Consider the following 22127-nt stretch of genomic DNA (forward strand, 5'->3'; position numbering starts at 1 on the left):
CCCCATGTCCATCGGTCACACCCTCCTGGGACTCCTGGAGTCCGGGCCCCGCCACGGTTACGACCTGAAGCGGGCCTTCGACGAGAAGTTCGGTCACGACCGGCCGCTGCACTACGGCCAGGTCTACTCGACGATGTCGCGGCTGCTGAAGAACGGCCTCGTCGAGGTCGACGGCATCGAGCCGGGTGGCGGCCCCGAACGGAAGCGGTACGCGATCACCGACGCCGGCGTCACGGACGTCCGGCAGTGGCTCGCCACACCCGAGAAGCCGGAGCCGTACCTCCAGTCGACCCTCTACACGAAGGTCGTCCTCGCCCTGCTCACCCACCGGGACGCGGCCGGGATCCTCGACACCCAGCGCTCCGAGCACCTGCGGATGATGCGCATCCTGACCGACCGCAAGCGCAAGGGCGACCTCGCGGACCAGCTGATCTGCGACCACGCCCTGTTCCACCTGGAGGCCGATCTGCGCTGGCTGGAGCTGACCGCCGCCCGTCTCGACCGGCTCGCCGAGGCGGTGACCCGATGACCGCCGAGACCATGGCCCCGGCCGGCTCCCTGCTCGCCGCCCACGACCTGCGCAAGGCGTACGGCCCGACCACCGCCCTGGACGGGGCCTCCTTCTCCATCCACCCCGGCGAGGTCGTCGCCGTGATGGGTCCCTCCGGCTCCGGCAAGTCGACCCTGCTGCACTGCCTCGCCGGGATCGTGCCGCCCGACTCCGGGTCGATCACGTACAACGGCCGTGAGCTCGCGACCATGAACGACTCGCAGCGCAGCGCACTCCGCCGCTCCGAGTTCGGCTTCGTCTTCCAGTTCGGCCAGTTGGTGCCCGAGCTGACCTGCGTGGAGAACGTCGCCCTGCCGCTGCGGCTGAACGGCACCGGCCGCAAGGAGGCCGAGCGCGCCGCCCTGACCTGGATGGAGCGCCTGGAGGTCGACGACCTGAAGGGCAAGCGGCCCGGTGAGGTCTCCGGCGGTCAGGGGCAGCGGGTCGCCGTGGCCCGCGCGCTGGTGACCAACCCGCGCGTGCTCTTCGCCGACGAGCCGACGGGCGCGCTCGACTCGCTCAACGGCGAGCGCGTGATGGAGCTGCTCACGGAGGCCGCCCGGTCCACCAACGCCGCCGTCGTCCTGGTCACCCATGAGGCGCGGGTCGCCGCGTACTCCGACCGGGAGATCGTCGTACGGGACGGGAAGTCGCGGGACATGGAGCGCATCGTATGAACGTGCGGCAGTGGTCGCGGGACCTGGCCATGGGCGTCAGGTTCGCGTTCACGGGGGGACGCGAGGGGTGGGTGCGGCTGCTGCTCACCGGTGTCGGCGTCGGGCTCGGGGTGGCGCTGCTGCTGCTCACCACGGCGATCCCGAACGCGCTGGCGGCGCGGGACGACCGGGCGGACGCCCGCTGGGACCTCACCGAGGCCTGGAGCGACGAGAAGATCCCCGAGGCGCGCGACGACACGCTGCTGATCGCCGGCGTGCCCACCACGTACCACGACACGGACGTCCGCGGCCGGGAACTGGAGCCCGAGGGGCCGAAGGCCCCGCTGCCGCCGGGCGTGGCGGAGTTCCCCGCGGTCGGCGAGATGCTGGTCTCCCCCGCGCTAGAGGAACTGCTGGCGTCGGACGAGGGCGCGCTGCTGCGGGAGCGGCTGCCGGACCGGATCGTCGGCACCATCGGCGAGAGCGGACTGATCGGCCCGTCCGAGCTCGCCTTCTACCGGGGCGGCGAGGGCCTCTCGTCCCACCTCGACCTGGGCGTGGTGGCCCGTGTCGACGGCTTCGGCAATCCGTCCACCACGTCCGAGCCCTGGGATCCCGTCCTGCTCCTGCTGGTCCTGGTCGTCTTCGTCGTGCTGCTGATGCCGGTCGGCGTCTTCATCGCCACGGCCGTGCGGTTCGGGGGCGAGCGGCGCGACCGGCGGCTCGCGGCGCTCCGGCTGATCGGCTCCGACAGCGGGATGACCCGGCGGATCGCCGCCGGCGAGGCCTTCGCGGGCGCCCTGCTGGGGCTGGTCCTCGGCGCCGGTTTCTTCCTGCTGGGCCGTCAGGCGGCAGGGTCCCTCGAGATCTACGACATCAGCGTGTACCCGGGCTATCTGAACCCCTCGCCCGCGCTGGCCGCGCTGGTCGCCGTCGCGGTCCCGGCGGCCGCGGTACTGGTCACCCTGTTCGCGCTGCGCGGTGTGGTGATCGAGCCGCTCGGCGTGGTGCGCACGGCGAGGCCCGCCCGGCGCCGGCTGTGGTGGCGGCTGCTGCTGCCGGTGGGCGGACTCGCGCTGCTCGTACCGATGATCGGCCAGGGCAGTGAGAACGGGGAGTTCAACCAGTACATGGTGACCGGCGGCGTCGTCCTGCTGCTCGTCGGCATCACCGCGCTGCTGCCGTGGGTCGTCGAGACGGTCGTCGCGCGCCTCGGCTCCGGCGCCGTCTCCTGGCAGTTGGCCGTCCGCAGGCTCCAGGTGAGCAGCGGCTCGGCGGCCCGCATGGTCAACGGCATCGCGGTGGCGGTGGCGGGCGCGATCGCTCTGCAGATGCTGTTCGCCGGCGTGGAGGACGAGTTCACGCAGATGTCGAGGAACGACCTCACCCGGGCACAGATGTCCGTGGAGGTGCCCAGCGGGGTCGCGCTCGGTACGGTCACGGGGAAGTTCGAGGCGACGAAGGGCGTCGACGCGGTCTACGCCTTCGGCGAGACCTACGTGGGCGACACGCCGGGCCAGGACGCCGAGCGCATCACCGAGGTGACCGTCGGCGGCTGCCGGGCCCTGCGCGAGGTGGCCTCGCTGCCCTCATGCCGGGACGGCGACGTCTTCGCGGTGAGCGGCGGCGAGTGGGACGAGTTCACTCCCGAGCTCGCGAAGGCGGGACAGAAGCTCTGGTTCGACCCGGACTACGGCGTCGAGGCCGACTCGGTCGCCTGGACCGTACCCGGGGACTTCAAGAAGGGCCGGTCGGTGGAGGACCCGACCGGTATGAAGCGCGGGGGCTTCCTGATCACGCCGGGCGCCCTGCCCGAGGAGATCGACCGGCTGCTCGGCCAGAAGGTCTACCTGGGAATCGACCGGTCCGTGCCGGACGCGTACGAGTACGTGCGGAACACGGCGGCGGCCATCGACCCGTACAGCGACCCCCTGGTGTGGACGTCCACCGAGCGGAGCGGCCGCTTCGACTCCATCCGCACCGGACTGCTCGTGGGCGCCGCCTGCGTGCTGTTCCTGATCGGCGCGAGCCTGCTGGTCTCCCAGCTGGAGCAGCTCCGCGAACGGAAGAAGCTGCTGTCGGCCCTGGTCGCCTTCGGCACGCGGCGCCGCACGCTGAGCCTGTCGGTGCTGTGGCAGACGGCCCTGCCGATCGTCCTCGGACTGGCGCTCGCGGTGGTGGTCGGTCTCACGCTGGGCACCGTTCTGCTGAAGATGACGAACGTGCCGCTCGCCGTGGACTGGACCGGTGTGCTGACGATGACCGGTTTCGGCGCGGCCGTGGTCCTGGCGGTGACGCTGCTCAGTCTGCCGCCGTTGCTGCGGCTGATGCGGCCGGAGGGGCTGCGTACGGAGTAGCCGGGCCGTACGGAGCAGCCGGGCCGTACGGCCGCGGGCCCCCTCCCGACCCGGAGGGGGCCCGCGCGTGCCCGCTCACAGGCTGTGGCTCTGCACCGCCCGCCTGGCCTGGGCGAACAGCATGCCCACGTTGACGGACTTGCGGCAGACCACGACGGCGACCACGTCCTGCTGTTCGTTCATGCGGATGAACAGGTGGGTGAGGTTCTCGCTGTTGACCAGGATCTCCTGGAAGAAGTGCTGGTCACCGCTGATGCCGCGGCGCTCCTTGAACACCTCCTCGATCATCTGGACCGTACGGCCCTGGAACAGGTCGAGGGTGGCGCCGGCGAGCAGGTCGAGGACCTCCGGCGGGTGGCTGTCGACGGTCTCGTACGACAGCAGCATGCCCGTGGACATGTCGACCACCCCGGAGGCGACGCAGTCGGGGGCCTCGGTGCGCAGCGTCTTGACCAGGCTCATGACCTGGTCGGAGAAGTTCGCGTTCATACGCTTGGTCGCCACTTCCTCACACCGCCTCGGACCCGGCCCCGGCAACGGCCGACACCGCCGGCACCGTCTCCGGTGCCGACAGGATGGAGCCGATACGGGTGAGGGCCGGGCGGGTCTCCTCGTGCAGCCGGTCCAGGTCGACGCCCTCGTCGCTGAGGACCACCATCAGGGCGCTCTCTCCCACGGCGTAGACGGCGGCGCAGCCGTGGCTGCCGTGGGCGACCGTGCGGCGCAGGGCACCGCGGCCGGTCGCCTCCGCCGTGCGACGGGCGAGGCCCAGTCCGGCGGCGGCGATGGCGGCGAGGCCCTCCGGGTCGATGTCCTCGGCGGTGTCGGCGGCGATGAGCAGTCCGTCGGCGGCGGCCACCGCCGTGTCGGTGATGCCGGTGACCTGCTCGCGCAGGCCCCGCATCTCCATGGCCAAAGCCTCGTGATCCATGAGCTTGAACTCCCTGACATGAGGTGAGATGACGTGTTGTCCGTGGTCCCTCCGTCTCCGTCAGGTGCCGGAATCCGGGGTCCAGATCCGGTGCCGCAGACGGAAGAACCCTTTCCAGCTCGCCTCGCGGTGCGCGTCGGCGAGAGATTCGGTGATGCCACTGGCCCCCGGCCGGCGCCGGGGAAGCTGCCGGGGCGGTTGGCCGGGGGGCGGCGGTGACTGGACGGGGGGCGCGTCCGGTTTCCCTTGCCGGGCAGCTCGCTTCGGGGGGCCCGGCGCTCGTACGGGGTCCGGTCGCCCGGTCGGCTCCTGCGGGCTCTGTGAGGTGCGCGAGTTCGGTGAGTCCTGTGGGCCTTGTGGGCCCTGTGGGCCCTGTGGGTCCTGCGCTTTCTGCGGTACGGGATGCGGCGGTACGGAGGGCTCGCCGATCCGTACCAGTTCGCCGAGCCGTACGGGTTCCTCCCGCCGCAGCGGCACCAGCGCCCCCGTCGCCGGTATGTGCACCGGGACGGGCAGCACCGTCGGCGGCGGGTCGGCGCAGCGCAGGAGGCCCTCGGCGAGCATGCGGGCGATCTCCACGGTCACCGGGTAGACCCCGCGCCCGGTGATGAAGGCGAGGTCGCGGGCGGTGCGGCGGCCGTTGGCGTGGGTGAGGACGTCACGCCGGGCGGACGGCAGCCGGGGATCGTCCGGGGCGGCTCCGGGCGCGGGGAGCGGGCGCTCGCGGTCGGGCAGGACCGGGCAGGGCAGCGCGGCCAGGGCGGTGAGCTTGCGGGTCGCCTCCTGGAGCAGCCGCAGCGGGCTCTCGCCGACGGCGACCGGCGCGAGGGGGCCGGAGCCGGACGGCTCCGTGAGCGGCCGCACCCCCTCCACATGGCCCGCGACGACCGCGAACACCGCGTCCTGGAGCGCCTGCATGCGCATCACCCGCAGCTGCGCCGCGCCCGCGTACCCGTGGGCGATCAGCCCCGCCTCCGGCCAGCGCCCGGCCCCGGGCTCGTCCAGCAGCCCGTCCCACTGCTCACCGCTGATCCTCCCCGAACGCAGCAGCAGCGCTTCGGGGCCGGGCGCACCGGGGCTCTCGACGGCGACGACGAGCCCGCCCCGGAGATGAAAGGCGCCACCCGGTCTACCGCTGACCCGGAGTTCCCCGGTGGCCTCGTCCCGTCCGCATTCGGCGAGCGTGCGCGACAGGAGGCCGTAGCCGGCCCGGTCGAGGGATATCCGACGGTCCGCCATCACGCCCCCTGCCGGTCTGTCGCACACACGCCTGACGCGTGACTCCGAGGGGGGTATGTCTAGCAGCGGGCGCGCGCACCGCGGTCGGACTCTCCTTACCTGCCGCCACCTGACAAAAGATGATGTGTCCGGCAGTGCAACGGGATTTGTTCGGTGCTCATTTGACCGATTGGATGACCGTTCAGGACTCGGAGCGTCCTGTGCCAGGATCGTGCGATGTCCCTCGACTCCCTCAAGGCCTCGCTCCCCGACTACGCCGGGGACCTGCGGCGCAACCTGGACACGGTGATCGGCGACTCCGCCCTGTCGGCACAGCGGTTGTGGGGCACGGTGCTGGCGACGGCGATCGCCGCACGCTCCCCCGTCGTACTGCGCGAGCTGGAGCCGGAGGCCAGGGCGAACCTGTCGCCGGCGGCGTACACGGCCGCGAAGGCCGCCGCCGCGGTGATGGCGATGAACAACGTCTTCTTCCGCACGCGCCACCTGCTGTCGGACCACGAGTACGGCTCGCTGCGGTCCGGGCTGCGGATGAACGTCACCCGCGATCCCGGTGTCGACAGGGCGGACTTCGAGCTCTGGGCGCTCGCGGTCTCCGCGCTCAACGGGTGCGGGGTGTGCCTCGACTCCCACGAACAGGCCCTGCGCAGGGCGGGCGTCGACCGCATGACCGTCCAGGACGCCTTCCGCATCGCCTCGGTCGTGCACGCGGTCGGCGTCACGCTGGACGCGGAGGCGGTGCTGGCGCGGTAGGCGCTCCGCCGGGGTGGGGACCCCCGTCGCGGCGGAGCCGCATGCCGATACGGCCCCGCCCCTGGAGGGCGCGGCGCCGTCAGTCGGCGGGCGCCGGTGCCCGCTCGGGCGCGGACGGCCCTCCGGGCGCCGTGTCCGTCTTCGTCGAGCTCGCCGGCCCCGTCGCTTCCACCGCCCCCACCGACCCGTTCGGAGGCGATACCTTTCGCCGTGCCTCCCGCCGCGCGTGCGCGTGCAGCGAGGCCACCACCGTGTTCGTCACCGCGACCAGCGGGACGGCGACCACCGCGCCGCCGATGCCCGCGACCAGACCGCCGGCCGACACCGACAGGATGACCGCCAGCGGGTGGACGCGGACGGCGCGGCCCAGGATGAACGGCTGCAGGATGTGGCCCTCGATCTGCTGCACCGCGAGGACGACCACCAGCGTCATGACCGCGGTGAACACGCCCTGCGTGACCAGCGCGACGACCATGGCCAGCGCGCCCGACACCACCGCTCCGACCAGGGGGATGAAGGCGCCGAGGAAGATGAAGACGGCCAGTGGGACGGCCATCGGGACGTCGAGGAAGTAGATGCCGATCCCGATGAAGATCGCGTCGATCAGTGCCACTATCACCGTGCCGCGCACATACGCCGTCAGCGTCTGCCACGCTCGCGGGCCCGCCCCGGCGACGCCCGGCCGGGCCGCCACCGGCACCAGCTTCAGCGTCCACTTCCAGATGCGCTCACCGTCGTACAGCAGGAACAGCGTGCAGAACATCGTCAGCAGGATGCCCGTCAGGGCCTCGACGATGACCGTCACGCCCTGGATGCCCGCGGACGTGATCTCCTCGGTGTTCGCGCCGACCGCCTCGCGCAGGCTCTTGGCGATGTCGTTGATCTGGTCCTCGGTGACGTGGAACGGGCTGTTGAGGAGCCAGCGGCGCAACTCGTCGATGCCGTCCTGGATCTGGTTGGAGAGGGTGTCGATGTTCTCCATGACCTGCCAGGTCACGAACCAGCCGATCAGGCCCATGATGACGAAGCCGAGGACGGCGGTCATGGCCGTCGCCGGTCCGCGTGGTACGCCGTGCCGGCGCAGCCGCGCCACCGTCGGCTGGAGTATCGCCGTGATGAGCAGCGCCACGACGAAGGACAGCACCACCAACTGGACGGCGCTGATGATCCGCATCAGCACCCAGACGGTGCCCGCGAGGACGAGCAGCCGCCAGCCGGCCTCGGCCGCGACCCGCATGCCCCACGGCACGGCGGTGGCGGGGTCGGGACGGGCGGCGACGGCGGGGTCACGGTCGGGCGGCGGCGGGACGTGGTCCGAGGGCGGCGCCTGGACCGGGGAGCCGTTGGAGTCCTCGGACTGCGCCGCCCGCGCTTCCCTGCGGCGCTGTTCCAGCCGCTCTCCCCAGCCGGTGAGCCCGGCGCCGACCCGACCGAGCCACCCAGGAACTCGCGACATGATCCGTCCTCTTCCCCCGTTCTGCCCCACCACTCCCCCCTGGAGCGGCCGGGTTCGACCGTACATGGCCGAAGCCCCTCACCGAAGGACGGTGAGGGGCCTGGGAAGGTTGAGCCGGACCGCGGGGTCCCGCAGGCCTAGTACCAGTGGTTGGCCTGCCAGAACGACCACGCGCCGCAGGGGCTGCCGTAGCGCTCGTTCATGTAGTTGAGGCCCCACTTGATCTGGGTGGCCGGGTTGGTCTGCCAGTCGGCACCGGCGGACGCCATCTTCGAGCCCGGCAGTGCCTGGACGAGGCCGTAGGCACCCGAGGAGGGGTTGGTCGCCTGGTAGTTCCAGGTGGACTCGTGGTTCACGATGTTGCTGAAGCAGGTGAACTGGTCGCCCGGGATCATCTGCTGGGCCATCGCCTGGACCTGCGCGACGGTGTACGAGCTCTGGACCGCGAAGTCGGAGGCGTCGGCGCGGGCGGCGGACCGGCTGGCGGCCTCCTCGCGCTCCTTGCGCTCCTCCTCGGCCTTCTTCTCGGCCTCTTCCGCTGCCTTCTGCTTGGTGATCGCGTCCTCAGCGGCCTTCTTCCGGGCGGCCTCCTCGGCCTCCTTCTTGGCGCTGGCGTCCGCGGCGATGGCCTGCACGTCGGCCTGCTGCGTCAGCGACGCGGTCTGCACCTGCGCCTGCTGACCGGCGGGAATGTCCGCGAGAAGCGTCGCGTCGCTTGCCGTCAGCTCGAGGTCGTCGGGCTGTGCGGTGCTGCCCGAGGCAACTCCGACGACACTGCCGACAGCGGTGACCGCGGTGGCCGAGGCCACTGCGAATCCCCGGACCGAAATCCGGCTCACACGGTTTCCTTCCAGCATCGCCCGCTTCGGTGACCCTGGCGGACGCGATCGTGCCCCTGGCTCTGGCCTCCCAACTGCGGGGTCACGGGAGGCACGGGCCCGGTGGGCAACTCCCCTGCGGGGAGCGCCGGGTGGTGCTCGGGCGGCATACGACGACGCTATGGAGTTCTGTGTCTTCTGTTGTCCCGTACCGCTGGGGATACAGATGTGTCGTATGCGGGGCCTGACAGGAACGAGACTCTGCCGTACGCCCACACCGCAAGGCAATTCCGAGGTGCGTGTGAAAGCTCACACCTCTCACGTCCCAGGGACTTCACAGAAACCATCACATGCGAAGGCGCCGCCCGGCTAGGCTCATGGCCTTTTGCCGAACGGCGCCAACCGGCAGGTGACCGGCAGCCCACCAGGGCAGGACCGGATCGCCTAAATCTGCCCGTCCTCCAGCATTTCGGTCACCAGGGCCGCGATCTGCGAGCGCTCGGACCGGGTGAGAGTCACATGGGCGAAGAGCGGATGCCCCTTCAGTTTCTCCACGACGGCGACGACACCGTCGTACCGGCCGACCCTCAGGTTGTCCCGCTGTGCCACGTCGTGAGTGAGCACCACCCGCGAATTCGCACCGATCCTGGACAGAACGGTCAGCAGGACGTTCTTCTCCAGCGACTGCGCCTCGTCCACGATCACGAACGCGTCGTGCAGCGAACGGCCGCGGATGTGGGTGAGGGGCAGCACCTCCAGCATCCCGCGCGCGGTGACCTCCTCGATGACCTCGCGACTGGTGACCGCGGACAGCGTGTCGAAGACCGCCTGCGCCCAGGGGCTCATCTTCTCGGCCTCGGTGCCGGGCAGATAGCCGAGGTCCTGCCCGCCCACCGCGTACAGCGGCCGGAAGACCATCACCTTCTGATGCTGGCGCCGTTCGAGCACCGCCTCCAGACCCGCGCACAGTGCCAGCGCCGACTTGCCGGTGCCGGCCCGGCCGCCCATCGACACGATGCCGACGTCCGGGTCGAGCAGCAGGTCGAGCGCGATGCGCTGTTCGGCGCTGCGGCCCTTGATGCCGAACGCCTCCCGGTCGCCGCGGACGAGGCGGACGTTGCCCTCGGGCGTGATGCGGCCCAGCGCCTTCCCCCGCTCGGACTGGATCGTCAGGCCCGTGTGCACGGGGAGGTGCGCCGCCTCGGGGACGTACAGGTGTCCCGCCTCGAAGAGGACGTCCACCTGCTCGCCCGGCAGGGTCAGTTCGGACATCCCGGTCCAGCCGGTGGAGTCCGTGATGGCGAGCTCGGCGCGGTACTCCTCGGCGAGCAGGCCGACGGACGACGCCTTGATCCTCAGCGGCAGGTCCTTGGAGACGACCGTGACGTCGTACCCCTCGGCCTGGAGGTTGCGGGCGACCGCGAGGATGCGCGAGTCGTTGTCGCCCAGGCGGTAGCCGGACGGCAGCACGCTGGGATCCGAGTGGTTGAGCTCGACACGGACCGTCCCGCCCAGGTCCCCGGCCGGGATCGGGGCGTCGAGACGACCGAACCGCACCCGGAGATCGTCGAGCAGACGGAGTGCCTGCCGGGCGAAATAGCCGAGTTCGGGATGGTGCCGCTTGGCCTCCAGCTCCGTGACCACGACGATCGGCAGCACGACCTCGTGCTCGTCGAAGCGGCTCAGGGCATTGGGGTCGGCCAGCAGGACGCTGGTGTCGAGAACGTAGGTGCGCCGGTTCGGCTTGTGGCGCTGTGCGCTGGTCACCACGGAAGGACGTACCCCCTCGGATGAGGTCGGGGAGCGACGAAGAGAACTGGACCGGTCGTCGGCCACGATGCACGGGCCGGAAACCGGCCCTTCCGCCTCTTCGTTCCGCGCAGCGACAGCACGGTCGGGCTGGTGCAAAGAGCCTCCCGGGCGGACGACCCCGTGCCGCCCGCTGAGGATGCGACATCCGTGGTTCGGATGTCGACCTGCTGGGACTATGCCCTCGAACACCCGCCGCCATGCCAGACCGTACGACGGCGCGACGGTGAACTGCTCGTTACGTCTGCCCCGGTGAGGGTCCTGTACGCCGCACAGGCGCGGACCCGGGAGGAGATCACCGGAGACCGGAGGAGATACCTTCAGCCTCCGTAACGACGGTGCCGCGCGGCGTAGTCGCGGAGCGCACGCAGGAAGTCGACCTTGCGGAAGGCCGGCCAGAAGACCTCACAGAAGTAATACTCGGAGTGAGCGGTCTGCCACAGCATGAAACCGGACAGCCGCTGCTCCCCGCTGGTGCGGATGACGAGGTCCGGATCGGGCTGGTCACTGGTGTAGAGATGCCGGCCGATCATGTCGACGTCGACGGACTCGGCGAGCTCCTCCATCGGGACGCCCCTGTCGTGGGCGTCGAGCAGCATCGAGCGGACGGCGTCGGCGATCTCCTGGCGGCCGCCGTAGCCGATGGCGACGTTCACCAGTATTCCGTCGACGTGCGCGGTGGCCTCCTCGGCCTCCTTGAGCACCGTCTGCATCTGCGCGGGCAGCAGGTCGAGGGTGCCCACGTGGTGCACGCGCCAGCGGCCGTCGGCGGCGAGGGACCGTACGACGTTCTCGATGATCCCGAGGAGCGGGCCGAGCTCCTCCTGCGGCCGGTCGAAGTTGTCCGTCGACAGCAGCCAGAGGGTGACGACCTCGACGTCGGTCTCGGTGCACCAGCCGAGGAACTCCTCGATCTTCTCCGCCCCGGCGCGGTGGCCCTGGGCCGTGGTGCTGCCCGCCGCCTTCGCCCAGCGCCGGTTGCCGTCCATGATCACGCCGATGTGCTTGGGGGCCTGGGTGGTGTCCAGGTGGCCTTCCACCCTGCGGGCGTAGAACCTGACCAGCAGGCGGCGCAGGTTGTCGCGCAGGTTCACGTGATTGTCAGCCCCTCCGTAGCGGATCGGACCGGCGCGGTCACGCGCGCCCGCGTCCGTTGAACGATCTCCGGGTGACGGTCCCCGGGGCCGAAGCCTACCGCCGAGTCAGCCAAGTACCGCCAACGGGTGCGGAGGGTGGGGGGTGCGGGAGGGCTGTGGGGGACCTGTGGGAGCACCGCGCGGGAAAGCGTGAGTGCGACCGCGGGAGGACCGCGCGGGAGGGCTGGATTCGGCACGCTCACCGGACAGGGAGAACGGACACAAAAAAACGGGCCGGTCCGTGGGGGGGAGACGGACCGGCCCGAGGGGGGGTTTCCACCATAACCCTTCGTAAGTGATGCTGCGTACATCGGCGGGAAACAACTACTCTCCGCAGTCATCCGGCGACGCGTCGAGAGGGTCGGAAGCGTTCATTCACAGGCTGATCACGGCCGGATGACGGGCATTTCCAAGGCAATCCACGGCGATCGTTTGACATTCAGAGGAATACGAGGGACATGCGTCCATTTGTGGGACGTAGAGCGACACGACCCCACACACCCCCGCACGGGTGAACACCGTCGGAACGCCCGCTTGACGCCACCCGCCCTGGCCGACGGCCCGTGGATACGGCACCGCGCAGCCCCCTCCGCCACGCGGTGCCTCCCGCGCGGCTTTGCTCACGCGAATTACCTTGGCCTGAACTTACGTCAGGCGCCGCCGTCGAGGCGAGCCGAGATCGGTAACGATGTGGAAACCTCGGCGTCTTGGGACGCGCGCAGCCCTCCAGAAGCCGGGCATATCACCCGGATCGGACGGGCCGGACCGGCTGGCCGGGCTGGCCGGGTTTGCGGGCCTCGAAAAGATGGCGGGTGCTGTGGGCCACGAAGGCGCCCTCCGCCTCGATGTGCTCGTGCAGGGCGCGGAGCCGTGGCTCGTACGCCTCGACGGTGAAGCCGGGGACCATCCAGACCACCTTGCGCAGGAAGTGCACGACGGCGCCGATGTCGAAGAACTCCATCCGCAGCCGCTCGGCCCGCAGCTCGACCACCTCAAGACCGGCGGCCTCGGCGTCCACGCGCTCCCGGTCGGGGTGACGGGCGGTCCGCGACTCCTCCGGCAGCGGGCCGAGGAAGTACTCGACCAGCTCGAAGACGCTGGCGGGGCCCACGTGCTGGGCGAAGTACGTGCCGCCGGGCCGGAGCACGCGCGCGATCTCCGCCCAGTGCGGGCGCACCGGGTGCCGGCTCGTGACGAGGTCGAACGCCTCGTCCGCGAACGGCAGCGGCGCGTCCTCCGGCGAGGCGACGACCACGGCGCCGCGCGGGTGGAGCAGGGCGGTGGCCTTCGTGACGTTCGGGGGCCAGCCCTCGGTGGCGGCGGTGAGCGGCGCGAGGCGCGGGGCGGAGGCGAGCACCTCGCCCCCTCCGGTCTGGACGTCGAGCGCGGCCGAGGCGCGGGCCAGCCGCCCGGCCATCGCCCGCGCGTACCCCCAGGAGGGCCGCTCCTCGGTGGCCCGGCCCTCGAACCAGGAGAAGTCCCAGCCGTCGGTGGGGACGGCGGCGCCTTCGGCGACGAGTTCTTCGTATCTGCTCATGCTGCTCGTGCTCATGGCACCAGAGGGCGTACGTCCCGTGCCACGAAGCGCACGAAGCCCTCCGGGTCCGGTTCGTCCGCCGTCGGCTGGAGGACCACCGTGTCCGCGCCCGCGTCCACCAGTCGCCGCACAGCCTTGGCGACCGCGGCCGCGTCACCGGCGACGCCGAGGTCGGGCACCTCGCCCACGCCCTCGGCCGCCAGCTCGGCGCGCAGACGGGCCGATGCGTCCGGACCCGTGGCGGCGAGGAGGTTGACGACCACCTTGTGGGGGTCGGTGCGCCCGGCCGCCTCCCGCCCCTCGTCGATGAGCCGGCGCGCCTGCCGTACTCCCTCCGGGGGCGTCGCCGCGGTGAGCACGGTGCCGTCCGCGGCCTCGCCGGAGAGCCGGAGGGTACGGGGGCCGGTGGCCCCGGCCAGGACCGGCACGTCCACCTCCGGCGGCCAGTCGAGCGCGACGTCGTCCAGCCGCACGTACCGGCCGTCCGTGGTGACGCGCTCCCCCGCGAGCAGGGCGCGCAGCGCCAGCAGGTGCTCGCGCAGCAGGGTCAGCGGTGACGCGGCCCGCGCCCCGACCTGGCCCATCCAGTCCTGCACCCCGTGCCCGACGGCGAGGGTCGCGCGGCCCGGGAACATACGGTGCAGGGTGGCGGCCTCCATCGCGGTGAGCGCGACGTTCCGCAGGGGCACGGGCAGCAGTCCGACGCCGATACGCACCCGCTCCGTCCAGGCGAGCGCGGCGGCCGCGGCCGAGATGCCCGCCTCACGGAAGCAGTCCTCCCACAGCCACAGTTCGTCCAGGCCGGTCTCGTCGGCGAGGCGGGCGATCGCCCGGAGTCGCTCGGGAGGCAGTTGGGGCCGGAAGACAGCGCCGAGTGCAGTCATGGGACCTTCCTACCTGCGGCTGCGGACTCGGCACAACGGCTTTATCCGCGCGACACGTTGCTCGTGCTGCACGCGCTCGTCCGTCGGCCGAGCGCGCCGCTGGCGGATCCGGTTGCCGTCAGCGTTGCCGTCCAGACGTGTCTATTGGCGGGAGAGCTCAGCCGGATCGATCGCGACAGGGAACGGGGTGCTCAGGTGAGTGGTCGCACCCGCGAGTGCGGTCGTCCGCTCCACGTACCGGCCGCCTTCCAGTTCGTAGACGACGAGCATGGGGGCGGGATCGAATTCGAGGCGCCAGAAGTGCGGGATGGCTGCCTCGGCGTAGAGCATCGGTTTGAACTTACGGTCCACGGTGCGGTTGCCGGGAGAGACGAGTTCGATCACGAGCTGCACGCCCTCGGCGTCGAGGCTGACACCGTCCTCGGCAGTTGCGCCGGCATCGGTCACTACGAGGTCGGGGACCACCAGGCCCGAAGGCAGGATGACGTTGATGGCCTCCAGCACCTCGGCCGGTGCCTTGGCCGCCTGGACCGCCGCGTGCAGGATCATGGCGAGCCGAAGCGAGGCCCGCTGGTGGCGGATGCCGGGTGCGGGGGACATGACGAGGGACTCCCCCAGCAGCTCGTAGCGGGTGGTGCGATCTTCGGGCAGAGCCAGGACGTCCGCGACGGTCCAGGGCCCGGTGTGGTCGAAGGCAACGCTCATTCCCTTTCGCCTCCTCGTTCGACCGGCAGTCTTGCTATGACCTGGACAGGCGGTACACGGCCAGCATACGGGCGCTCCCACCTGCCGACCGATGGTTCCGCCGCCACGAGCGAGAGTCCGGACGCGCCTGCCATACAGCCCGGAAGCAACTCTGTCGAGAGCCTTCCGGAACGTGTGGCCCCGGGCGCCTGGGAGGCGTCCGGGGCCCGCGCCCATGCCCTCTTCAGACGCGTCGTCGCACGGATGTCAGCGAGGTCGTGAAGGCGTACTGCAGCGGGTGCAGGTGCAGGGTGGGAAGGCCGCCGTCCGGGGGACCGGGTCGGTGTGACGGCCGGTCCGGGTGCGGAGTTCGGCCCGGTCGCGGTCGGTGCTGCCGTCAGAGCTGATCCGGTACACGCGGATCGTCATGCGGGACTGGGCGGCCGGTACCGGATCGGGGTCGAGGACTTCCAGGAGGTCTGTCGGGGGCGGGTAGTGGGGGGCGCAGTCCGGACAGGCGTAGACGTTGAAGCCGGGGCCGGTGGCCGCGTGGACCTCGTGGACCAGGACCGGGTGCTCGGTCATGCATCCGCAGCGGGCGCACATGCGGATGGGGGTGCGGCGGGCGGGGGTGGTGTCCGTCATCGGATCGCTCCCGCCAGGCGCAGGGCGCGACGGCGTTCGCGCTGCCTGCGATGCTCCTCCGGAGTGAGGAGGTACGGGCGGATCAGGCGGCTCGCTCCCCCGTCGAGGCGTTCGGTGAAACGGCAGGGCGGTGGGGCGAGAACGGGTGTGGGTGTGGGGGTGATGGTGAGGACGGGCGGGGGCACGGCCCGGTGTCGGCCACGTGGGCTGGGCATGCAGAGACTCAGCACGCAGGCGAGTAGTCGAACGATAAGGTCCAGCATGTCGACGCTCCTTCATAGCGTTCGGCCATGCCCCGGGACGGCTGCAACCGTCGCCGGGGTCTTCGCTTCAGCGCCGACCCCGGCAAGGCATGTACAGCTCTTAATAGCTTATTGAGGGTATTCGAAGGTCAGAAGCGCTTACGGTAGCCATGTGAGTGACAAGAACGAGATTCCGGACTTCAACCCGCGAGGGCCGCAGCTCGTGTACGTCGCCCTGGCGGATCATGTGGCGGCTCGCATCGCGGCGGGTGAGCTGAGCCCCGGAGCCCGACTGCCCGCCGAACGAGATCTTGCCGTCGAGTACGGAGTTGCCTACCTGACGGTCCGCCGCGCCGCACAGGTCCTCCGCGACCGAGGGCTCATCGTCACCGTGCACGGCAAGGGCACTTTCGTGGCCGACCCGCTCCCCGCAGACCCCACCGACGGGCGGGGCGAAGAGTAGGGCCTGCAGTTCCCCTCACTTCCAGTAGCGCCTGGCGGCCCGGCAATAGATCCCTCAGCCCCGCCTGCTTGGTCTGGTCACTGCCTTGCCACTCGCCATAGCTCATATGTGTGACGCATAGCCGTATCGCACTGTTCGGCTCAGCCCGGTCATACGGTGCTCGATATGACAGAAGGATCAGGTCAGTCACCGATCAACCCGTACAAGATCGCGTATGTCTACATGCAGGTGGCCGACCACATCGCCGAACGCATCGCCAAGGGCGAGCCAGGGCCGGGCGCCCGGCTGCTGGGAGAGCGTGATCTCGCGGAAGAGTACGGAGTCGCCCACCTGACCGCTCGTCGCGCTATGCGCGAGCTCCGCGAACGCGCCCTCGTGGTCACCCTCCCCGCGAAGGGCACCTTCGTCGCGTACCCGCAGGAAGAGACCAAGTAGCGGTCGGCCTCGTCGCTCTCGGCTGCCCAGGAGAACGGATGACGGAACCGCCGGGTCCGGTCCGGGCGTGCTTGAGCGCATGGGTGATCGAGGTGACGAGCAGAAGCCGGTACGGGGACGAGGCCGCAGACTCCGGTGGGCGATCGCGGGCGGTGCGGCGGCCCTGACGCCGGCCGTCGTGGCCGGGGTCGTCGTCGCCCGGGGCGGCGCCGAGACCATCACCGCCCCGCACACCTGCCGTACCTCCGCCCACGGCACTGCACCGGCCGGGGGTCCCGCGGCGAAGGGCGGCGCGGCCCCGGCCGGGGTCGCCCCCGCTGCCGACTTCGACGGGGACGGCCACCCCGACCTGGCCATGGGGTCCCTGGGCGACGTGGAGAACGGCAGCGGCGGCGGCAGCATCGAGGTGGCGTACGGGTCGGGCGACGGGACCGGCCTCGCCCGCTGCCAGTACCTCACGCAGAACGACGCCGGAATACCGGGCAAGGGCCGCGACGAGGCGTTCTTCGGGACCGACGTGACGGCCCGCGACTTCGACGAGGACGGGTACACCGACCTCGCCGCCACCGTCTTCGACTGGAAGCCGAGCGTGATCGTCATGTGGGGTTCGGCGGACGGGCTGAAGAGTGCCGTGCGGGTGCCGGGCACGGACGGCAGCCACGTCCCCTGGATGCCGGATCCGATCCTGGAGGAGCAGCTCGTCGCCGGGGACTTCAACGGTGACGGGCATGCCGATCTGGTCTTCGGGCTCGGTTCCGGCAAGGGCCTGCTGAAGGGTCCCTTCAAACGTGACGGCACACCGGCGGCCACCGCCCCGGTCCCCGCCCCGCGCCGGCCGGCGAAGGACGTCGGCACCGCGAACTACCGGGAACTCGTCGCCGGTGACCTGGACGGCGACGGCGCCGACGACCTGGTGGCCTTCCACCACGACTGGCTCCCCGACGCGGCCTGGTCCGAGGAACACTGGCCGGTGAGTTACCTCCGGGGCGGCCCGGACGGCTTCACCCAGCCCGACGACGTCGGCCTCCCCGACGCGGCGACGGGCGCGGCCGGTGACGTGGACGGCGACGGGATCGCGGACCTCCTGCTCAGCCCCCGCGGCGATGACGTGAGCCGCAGTTCGGTGACTGTGGTGTACGGCTCGGCGTCCGGACCGGGCAAGGGCAGGCGGACGACGACCCTCGACCGCGACACTCCGGGCGTGCCCGGTGAGGAACCTCAGGACGAAGACGCCGTCCTCTCCTCCTTCGACACCGGTGACGTCGACGGCGACGGCTACGCGGACGTGGTGGCCGGCTCGCCCCGCAGCGAGGTGTACGCGAAGTCGGGTCCGGAAGAGGTGCTGTTCCTGCGGGGCGGCCCGGACGGCCTGACCGGCGAGGGCGCCCGCGCCTTCAGGGAGGGCGACCTCGGCGGCGACCCGGACGCGCGGCGCGGGTTCGGCGCGGCGGTGCGCCTGGTCGACACGGACGGCGACCACCGGTCCGACCTGGTCGTGGCGGCACCCGGCACCGACAGGACCGACAGCTCCGCGTGGCTCCTGCCCGGCACGGCGGACGGGCCGGCCACAGGGGGAGTCACCCGGCTGCACGGCTACGCCTTCGGCTCCACCGAGGGGCTGGACCTCTACATGGGAGGCGGGGGGATCGCCCGCTAGCTAGTAGGGCCTGTCGGGGGAGGTCGGCTGGGCCAGGAGCAGGGTGAGGTCGTCGGCCGCCGCGGGAGTGTGCCGGGTGTGCTGGTGGTGCAGGTCCAGGAGGGTGTCGAGGGCCTGGTCGAGGGTGGGGGCCAGCAGCGCGGCACGGGCGCGGGAGTCGAGGGGGAAGAAGGTGCCGTCGGCGGCCCGGGCCTCGGTGAGGCCGTCGGTGTACAGCAGCAGGCGCTGGTCGGGGAGGAGGCGGATGCGCTGGACGCGGGGGGCGGGGTCCAGGCCCAGGGGCGGGGAGGGGTGGCGCGGGGTGAGCGGGTCGAGGCGGCGGCGGGTGATGTGCAGGGGCGGAGGGTGGCCGCAGTTGGCCAGGCGGACTTCGTGGGGGTGGAAGTCGGCGACGAGGAGGGTGACGAAGTCCTCGGCGTCCAGGTGCGGGCGGAGACGGGCGTCGAGAGTGGTCGCCAGGCGGGCGGGATCGGGTTCGGTGGTGGCGGTCGGGCGGGCGGCGTCGAGCACTGTGGCGGCGAGGGGGGCTGCGGCGGGGCCGTGGCCCTTGACGTCGCCGATGATCAGACGTGGGCCGTTGGGGGTGAGGAGGACGTCGTACAGGTCGCCGCCGGGCCGGTCGGGGCCGGCGGCGGAGCGGCAGCGCGCCGCGAGCGCGAGGGCCGCCGGGGTGCTGGGGGCCGGCAGCCTTGGGCCGCAGTCCACGCCCGCACCACCTCCCCCGTCGACGGGCAAGGTGTCTCCCGCCGTGCGTGCCGCACGGGACGTCCGTGGGCACGGACACCTTCCCGTACCCGGTGGGGCCAGTGGTCGATACGGGTGAACCGCTGCGGGCAGGCCCGGGCCTTTGCTACCCCGGAACACGACGCGGGGTGCGGGAAGGGGATGGCCGGGATGGTGCGGGAGCGGCGGGGGAACCTGGCGGAGGAGCGGGACCGTCTGGTCGGGCGGCGGGCGGAGCTGGCCCAGGTGGCGCGGTTGGTGCGGCGGACGCGGCTGGTGACGGTGACCGGGGTCGGTGGGGTGGGCAAGACCCGGCTGGTGCGGCGGGTGGCGGACGAGCTTCAGCCGGACTTCACCGACGGGGCATGGTGGGTGGAGCTGTCCCCGCTGAGCGACGGAAGCGCGCTGCCGTATGCGATCGCCGAGGCGCTGCCGCTGCAGGATCAGACCACCCGGCCGATGCTGGAGGTGGTCGCCGAGTATCTGGCCGGGCGGGAGACGCTGCTGGTGTGGGACACCTGCGAGCATCTCGTCGAGGACTGCCGGGAGGCGGCGGCGACACTGCTGACCGTGGCCCCGGGGCTGCGAATCCTGGCCACCAGCCGCCGCCCGCTGAACCTGGCCACCGAGGAGCTGCTCACCCTCGACCCGCTCCCGGTGCCCGAGACCGACGAGGACGACACGGCGGACGCGGTCCTGCTGCTGGCCGACCGGGCCGCCGAGGCCGTGCCCGGCTTCGCCGTCACCGGCGCCAACCGGGACGAGGCGGTGCGGCTGTGCCGGCGACTGGAAGGCCTGCCGCTGGCCCTCGAACTGGCCGCCGCCCGCCTGCGCGAACTCTCCGTGGCCGAGCTGAACCAGCGGCTGGACGACCGCTACGCCGTCCTCGGCGACACCGACGGCCCGGACTACGACGCCGACCCTCCCTGGCACCAGGCGCTGCGCACGGCGATCGGCTGGAGCCATGAGCTGTGCACCCCGCACGAGCGGCTGGCCTGGGCCAGGTTGTCGGTGTTCGCCGGGTCCTTCGACACCGAGACGGCGAGCCGGGTGCTGGCCGACGAGCGCCTGCCCGGCGCAAAGGTGCCGGGCCTGCTGGCCGCTCTGGTGGACAAGTCGATCCTGACCTGGGTGCCCACCGCGGCCGGAGAGCGGTACCGGATGCTGGACACCATCCGCGAGTACGGTGCCCACTGGCTGCGCGGACTGGGCGAGGAGCACCAGCTGCGCTGCCGGCACCGCGACTCCTACCTGGCCCTGGCTCACCAGGCGGACGCCGCCTGGACGGGGCCTGAGCAGATCGCCTGGTACGACCGGATGAGCGCTGAGCACGCCAACCTGCGCGCCGCGCTGGAGCTCTGCCTCGCCGAGCAGGACGGACCCGCCGCGCAGGAGCTGAGCGGGGCGCTGTGGTTCCTCTGGTTCGCCTGTGGTTTCGCCAAGGAGGGCCACCACTATCTGGACCGGGCTCTGGCCCTGGACCCGGCCCCCGGACTGATCCGCGCCCAGGCCGTGTGGGCCCGCGGTGTCGCCGCCCTCGCCCAGGGCGAGACCGAGACCAGTCTCCGCCTAGCCACCGCCTTCCGGGCGGCCGTGGCCGGGGACACCGACGAGACCACCGCGTTCGCCGCCGCCTATCTGGAGGGCAGCAGTCTCGCGTTGCGCGGTCGGCAGGCGCAGGCGGCCGAGGTGCTCGACGCGGTGCCGCACACCCGACCGGCCGGTGGACGTTATGACGCGGCGTGGTTCCTTCTCCGGGCCGGCCGGGCCTTTGTCCACGTCTCCCTCGGGCAGCTCGCCGACGCCTTGGCCGTCGCCGACGAGCTGTGCGCCGAGTGCGCCCGGCGCGGCGAGGTCCATGCCCGCGCCTACGGTGACTACGTGCGTGCCCTCGCCTCGCTGGGACTGGAGCGGGCGGAGGAGGCCACGGCTCATGCCCGCACCGCCCTGGACGGCAAGCTCCGCCTGCACGACAGCACCGGCATCGCCCTGGCCGTCGACGTGCTCGCCTCCGCGTCCGCCGCTGCGGGTCACGCCGAGCAGGCCGCCCGTCTGCTCGGCATCGCCGAGCAGGTCTGGCACGCCCTCGGCACCCCCCAGATGGGCGCGCCCGAACTCGTCGCCGCCCGCGAAGCCTGCGAGAAGCAGGCCCGCGCTGCCCTGAGCGACCGCGCCTACGACACGGCGTACCGCACCGGCTATGACACCGACCTGGACACCGGCATCGCCTATGCCCTCGGCGGATCCTGACAGTGCCGTGCCCTCCCCAAGGGCCCGCTCGCCGTTCCTCAGCCCTGCCGGCCAGCTCTGCCCCTTCCCGCCAGACAGTTGGGCCGCTGAGCTTCGGTATCGATCGGTATGAAGCGGTCGCGATCATGGCAGAGCACGGATTCTCTGCCGAGGAGGACCGGATCGAGCGATGGAGTACGCAGCACACCCAGTGGCGCGCCGTCCCCACCCTCAAGACCTGGCGACTGTCACGCAAGCTGCGGTACAGCACCATCCGCATCAGCGGCCTCGCCTGAGCGGTCCTCATACCCTCCACCTCAGCACCATGAACTGAGGTGGTGGAAGGCTCAGTGGATCTGCAGTGCCGCGCGCCACGCGGGACTGTCGAGGTAGTGGTTGTCGTAGCGCTCGGAGGAGTCGCGGATGTCCTCTGCCGATGCCTCGCCCCGGGCTACGCGCTCCAGGAGACGGTAGTAGTCGAATCGGGCCAGTCCTGGGGTGAAGAGCACCAGTACGTCGGCCTGTCGGCCTGGGGCCGGGGCGAAGGCGTGAGGCAGGTGGGGCGGGAACAGGATGAGGTCACCCGGTCCCAGGGTGTGCACCTGGTCCCCGGCCAGCGCCCGCAGCGAGCCGTCCAGGACGAACAGCAGCTCGGCTGCCCGGGTGTGGAAGTGCGCGGGCGTCCCGGGCGAGCCCACCCCCAGCGCCGCGCGGTTCGCGGTCAGTGCGCCGCCGGTGGCGTCGGCGTCGGCCAGCAGGGTGATCAGGCTGGTGGGTCCGTCAGCGAGGCTTTCGGCCTCGGTGGCGCGCACCAGCAGCGCGGAAGGAGTGGTCACGGACACGGTCGTCCTCCTTGGTGAGGTTGTGGATCGGGTGGCGCGTCACCAGGGCCCGGGGGATGTCCAGGGGCGGCGCACGGTGTGCGG

Annotated in this window: 23 protein-coding genes; 9 read left to right on the forward strand and 14 right to left on the reverse strand. The window is 71.6% G+C overall.

Annotated elements, in window-relative coordinates; translation table 11 throughout:
• Positions 1-4 precede the first annotated feature (4 nt).
• The 3 genes from IE242_RS03095 to IE242_RS03105 are packed head-to-tail and all read left to right on the forward strand — an operon-like array spanning position 5 to position 3563.
• Positions 5-529: a PadR family transcriptional regulator gene (locus tag IE242_RS03095; protein WP_189854993.1), complete on the forward strand. Its 525-nt coding sequence runs from the start codon at positions 5-7 to the stop codon at positions 527-529.
• Between the two features lie 11 nt (positions 530-540).
• Positions 541-1227, forward strand: a complete 687-nt coding sequence (locus IE242_RS03100) for an ABC transporter ATP-binding protein (RefSeq protein WP_189856351.1) — start codon at positions 541-543, stop codon at positions 1225-1227.
• On the forward strand, positions 1224-3563 hold the full coding sequence (locus IE242_RS03105) for an ABC transporter permease (protein ID WP_189854996.1): 2340 nt from the start codon (positions 1224-1226) through the stop codon (positions 3561-3563). The genes IE242_RS03100 and IE242_RS03105 overlap by 4 nt, the downstream gene beginning before the upstream one ends.
• Positions 3564-3638: 75 nt before the next feature.
• On the opposite strand, the gene IE242_RS03110 is transcribed toward IE242_RS03105, so the two are convergent.
• Genes IE242_RS03110 through IE242_RS03120 form a run of 3 tightly spaced genes read right to left on the reverse strand, consistent with a single transcriptional unit; the run spans position 3639 to position 5733 of the window.
• Positions 3639-4067: a hypothetical protein gene (locus IE242_RS03110; RefSeq protein WP_229858084.1), complete on the reverse strand. Its 429-nt coding sequence runs from the start codon at positions 4065-4067 to the stop codon at positions 3639-3641.
• A 4-nt stretch (positions 4068-4071) separates the two neighbouring features.
• Complete coding sequence (locus tag IE242_RS03115; protein WP_189854998.1) at positions 4072-4494, reverse strand: roadblock/LC7 domain-containing protein; 423 nt, start codon at positions 4492-4494, stop codon at positions 4072-4074.
• Between the two features lie 60 nt (positions 4495-4554).
• Positions 4555-5733, reverse strand: coding sequence for a MarR family transcriptional regulator (locus IE242_RS03120; RefSeq protein WP_189855000.1), 1179 nt, complete (start codon positions 5731-5733; stop codon positions 4555-4557).
• A 216-nt stretch (positions 5734-5949) separates the two neighbouring features.
• Between IE242_RS03120 and ahpD the strand changes: the two genes are divergently transcribed.
• Complete coding sequence (gene ahpD / locus IE242_RS03125) at positions 5950-6483, forward strand: alkylhydroperoxidase, AhpD family (protein ID WP_189855002.1); 534 nt, start codon at positions 5950-5952, stop codon at positions 6481-6483.
• A gap of 79 nt (positions 6484-6562) precedes the next feature.
• On the opposite strand, the gene IE242_RS03130 is transcribed toward ahpD, so the two are convergent.
• The 9 genes from IE242_RS03130 to IE242_RS03170 all read right to left on the reverse strand — a co-directional run bounded on the left by IE242_RS03130 (position 6563) and on the right by IE242_RS03170 (position 15715).
• Positions 6563-7939, reverse strand: a complete 1377-nt coding sequence (locus tag IE242_RS03130; protein ID WP_189855004.1) for an AI-2E family transporter — start codon at positions 7937-7939, stop codon at positions 6563-6565.
• Between the two features lie 137 nt (positions 7940-8076).
• Positions 8077-8778 (reverse strand): aggregation-promoting factor C-terminal-like domain-containing protein, encoded by a 702-nt coding sequence (locus tag IE242_RS03135; protein WP_506417242.1) that lies wholly within the window; start codon positions 8776-8778, stop codon positions 8077-8079.
• A gap of 423 nt (positions 8779-9201) precedes the next feature.
• Positions 9202-10527, reverse strand: a complete 1326-nt coding sequence (gene phoH2, locus IE242_RS03140; protein ID WP_189855008.1) for an RNA 5'-3' helicase PhoH2 — start codon at positions 10525-10527, stop codon at positions 9202-9204.
• 359 nt (positions 10528-10886) lie between these two features.
• Positions 10887-11660 carry an isoprenyl transferase gene (locus IE242_RS03145; RefSeq protein WP_189855009.1) on the reverse strand — a complete coding sequence of 258 codons (774 nt, stop codon included), beginning with the start codon at positions 11658-11660 and terminating at the stop codon, positions 10887-10889.
• 784 nt (positions 11661-12444) lie between these two features.
• A complete protein-coding gene (locus IE242_RS03150) occupies positions 12445-13239 on the reverse strand; it encodes a class I SAM-dependent methyltransferase (protein WP_189855010.1) in 795 nt (264 codons plus the stop codon).
• An 11-nt stretch (positions 13240-13250) separates the two neighbouring features.
• Positions 13251-14123, reverse strand: a complete 873-nt coding sequence (locus IE242_RS03155; protein ID WP_189855012.1) for an LLM class flavin-dependent oxidoreductase — start codon at positions 14121-14123, stop codon at positions 13251-13253.
• Between the two features lie 141 nt (positions 14124-14264).
• Positions 14265-14828, reverse strand: coding sequence for a Uma2 family endonuclease (locus IE242_RS03160; protein ID WP_189855014.1), 564 nt, complete (start codon positions 14826-14828; stop codon positions 14265-14267).
• 246 nt (positions 14829-15074) lie between these two features.
• Complete coding sequence (locus IE242_RS03165; protein ID WP_189856508.1) at positions 15075-15452, reverse strand: hypothetical protein; 378 nt, start codon at positions 15450-15452, stop codon at positions 15075-15077.
• Positions 15449-15715 carry a hypothetical protein gene (locus IE242_RS03170; RefSeq protein ID WP_189855017.1) on the reverse strand — a complete coding sequence of 89 codons (267 nt, stop codon included), beginning with the start codon at positions 15713-15715 and terminating at the stop codon, positions 15449-15451. Before IE242_RS03170 ends, IE242_RS03165 begins: the two co-directional genes overlap by 4 nt.
• A gap of 151 nt (positions 15716-15866) precedes the next feature.
• Here IE242_RS03170 and IE242_RS03175 point away from each other — a divergent pair, with 151 nt between their 5' ends.
• From IE242_RS03175 to IE242_RS03185, 3 genes are all read left to right on the forward strand, one after another.
• Positions 15867-16157: a GntR family transcriptional regulator gene (locus IE242_RS03175; RefSeq protein ID WP_189855019.1), complete on the forward strand. Its 291-nt coding sequence runs from the start codon at positions 15867-15869 to the stop codon at positions 16155-16157.
• A gap of 165 nt (positions 16158-16322) precedes the next feature.
• Positions 16323-16592, forward strand: a complete 270-nt coding sequence (locus IE242_RS03180; protein WP_189855020.1) for a winged helix-turn-helix domain-containing protein — start codon at positions 16323-16325, stop codon at positions 16590-16592.
• Positions 16593-16671: 79 nt separating this feature from the next.
• Complete coding sequence (locus IE242_RS03185) at positions 16672-18249, forward strand: FG-GAP repeat domain-containing protein (RefSeq protein WP_189855022.1); 1578 nt, start codon at positions 16672-16674, stop codon at positions 18247-18249.
• Here IE242_RS03185 and IE242_RS03190 read toward each other — a convergent pair whose 3' ends face one another.
• Positions 18250-18954 carry a PP2C family protein-serine/threonine phosphatase gene (locus IE242_RS03190; protein ID WP_189855024.1) on the reverse strand — a complete coding sequence of 235 codons (705 nt, stop codon included), beginning with the start codon at positions 18952-18954 and terminating at the stop codon, positions 18250-18252. It abuts the gene before it with no gap.
• A gap of 180 nt (positions 18955-19134) precedes the next feature.
• Between IE242_RS03190 and IE242_RS03195 the strand changes: the two genes are divergently transcribed.
• Both IE242_RS03195 and IE242_RS03200 read left to right on the forward strand, forming a co-directional pair.
• Complete coding sequence (locus tag IE242_RS03195; protein WP_189855026.1) at positions 19135-21222, forward strand: ATP-binding protein; 2088 nt, start codon at positions 19135-19137, stop codon at positions 21220-21222.
• A 125-nt stretch (positions 21223-21347) separates the two neighbouring features.
• Positions 21348-21497: a hypothetical protein gene (locus IE242_RS03200; RefSeq protein WP_189855028.1), complete on the forward strand. Its 150-nt coding sequence runs from the start codon at positions 21348-21350 to the stop codon at positions 21495-21497.
• Between the two features lie 51 nt (positions 21498-21548).
• Here the strand turns inward: IE242_RS03200 and IE242_RS03205 are convergent, their stop codons facing one another.
• Positions 21549-22043 carry a cupin domain-containing protein gene (locus IE242_RS03205; RefSeq protein ID WP_189855030.1) on the reverse strand — a complete coding sequence of 165 codons (495 nt, stop codon included), beginning with the start codon at positions 22041-22043 and terminating at the stop codon, positions 21549-21551.
• Between the last annotated feature and the right edge of the window lie 84 nt (positions 22044-22127).

Origin of the sequence: Streptomyces poonensis, assembly GCF_014650915.1 — a bacterium.
GTDB classification, from domain to species: Bacteria; Actinomycetota; Actinomycetes; order Streptomycetales; family Streptomycetaceae; genus Streptomyces; species Streptomyces poonensis.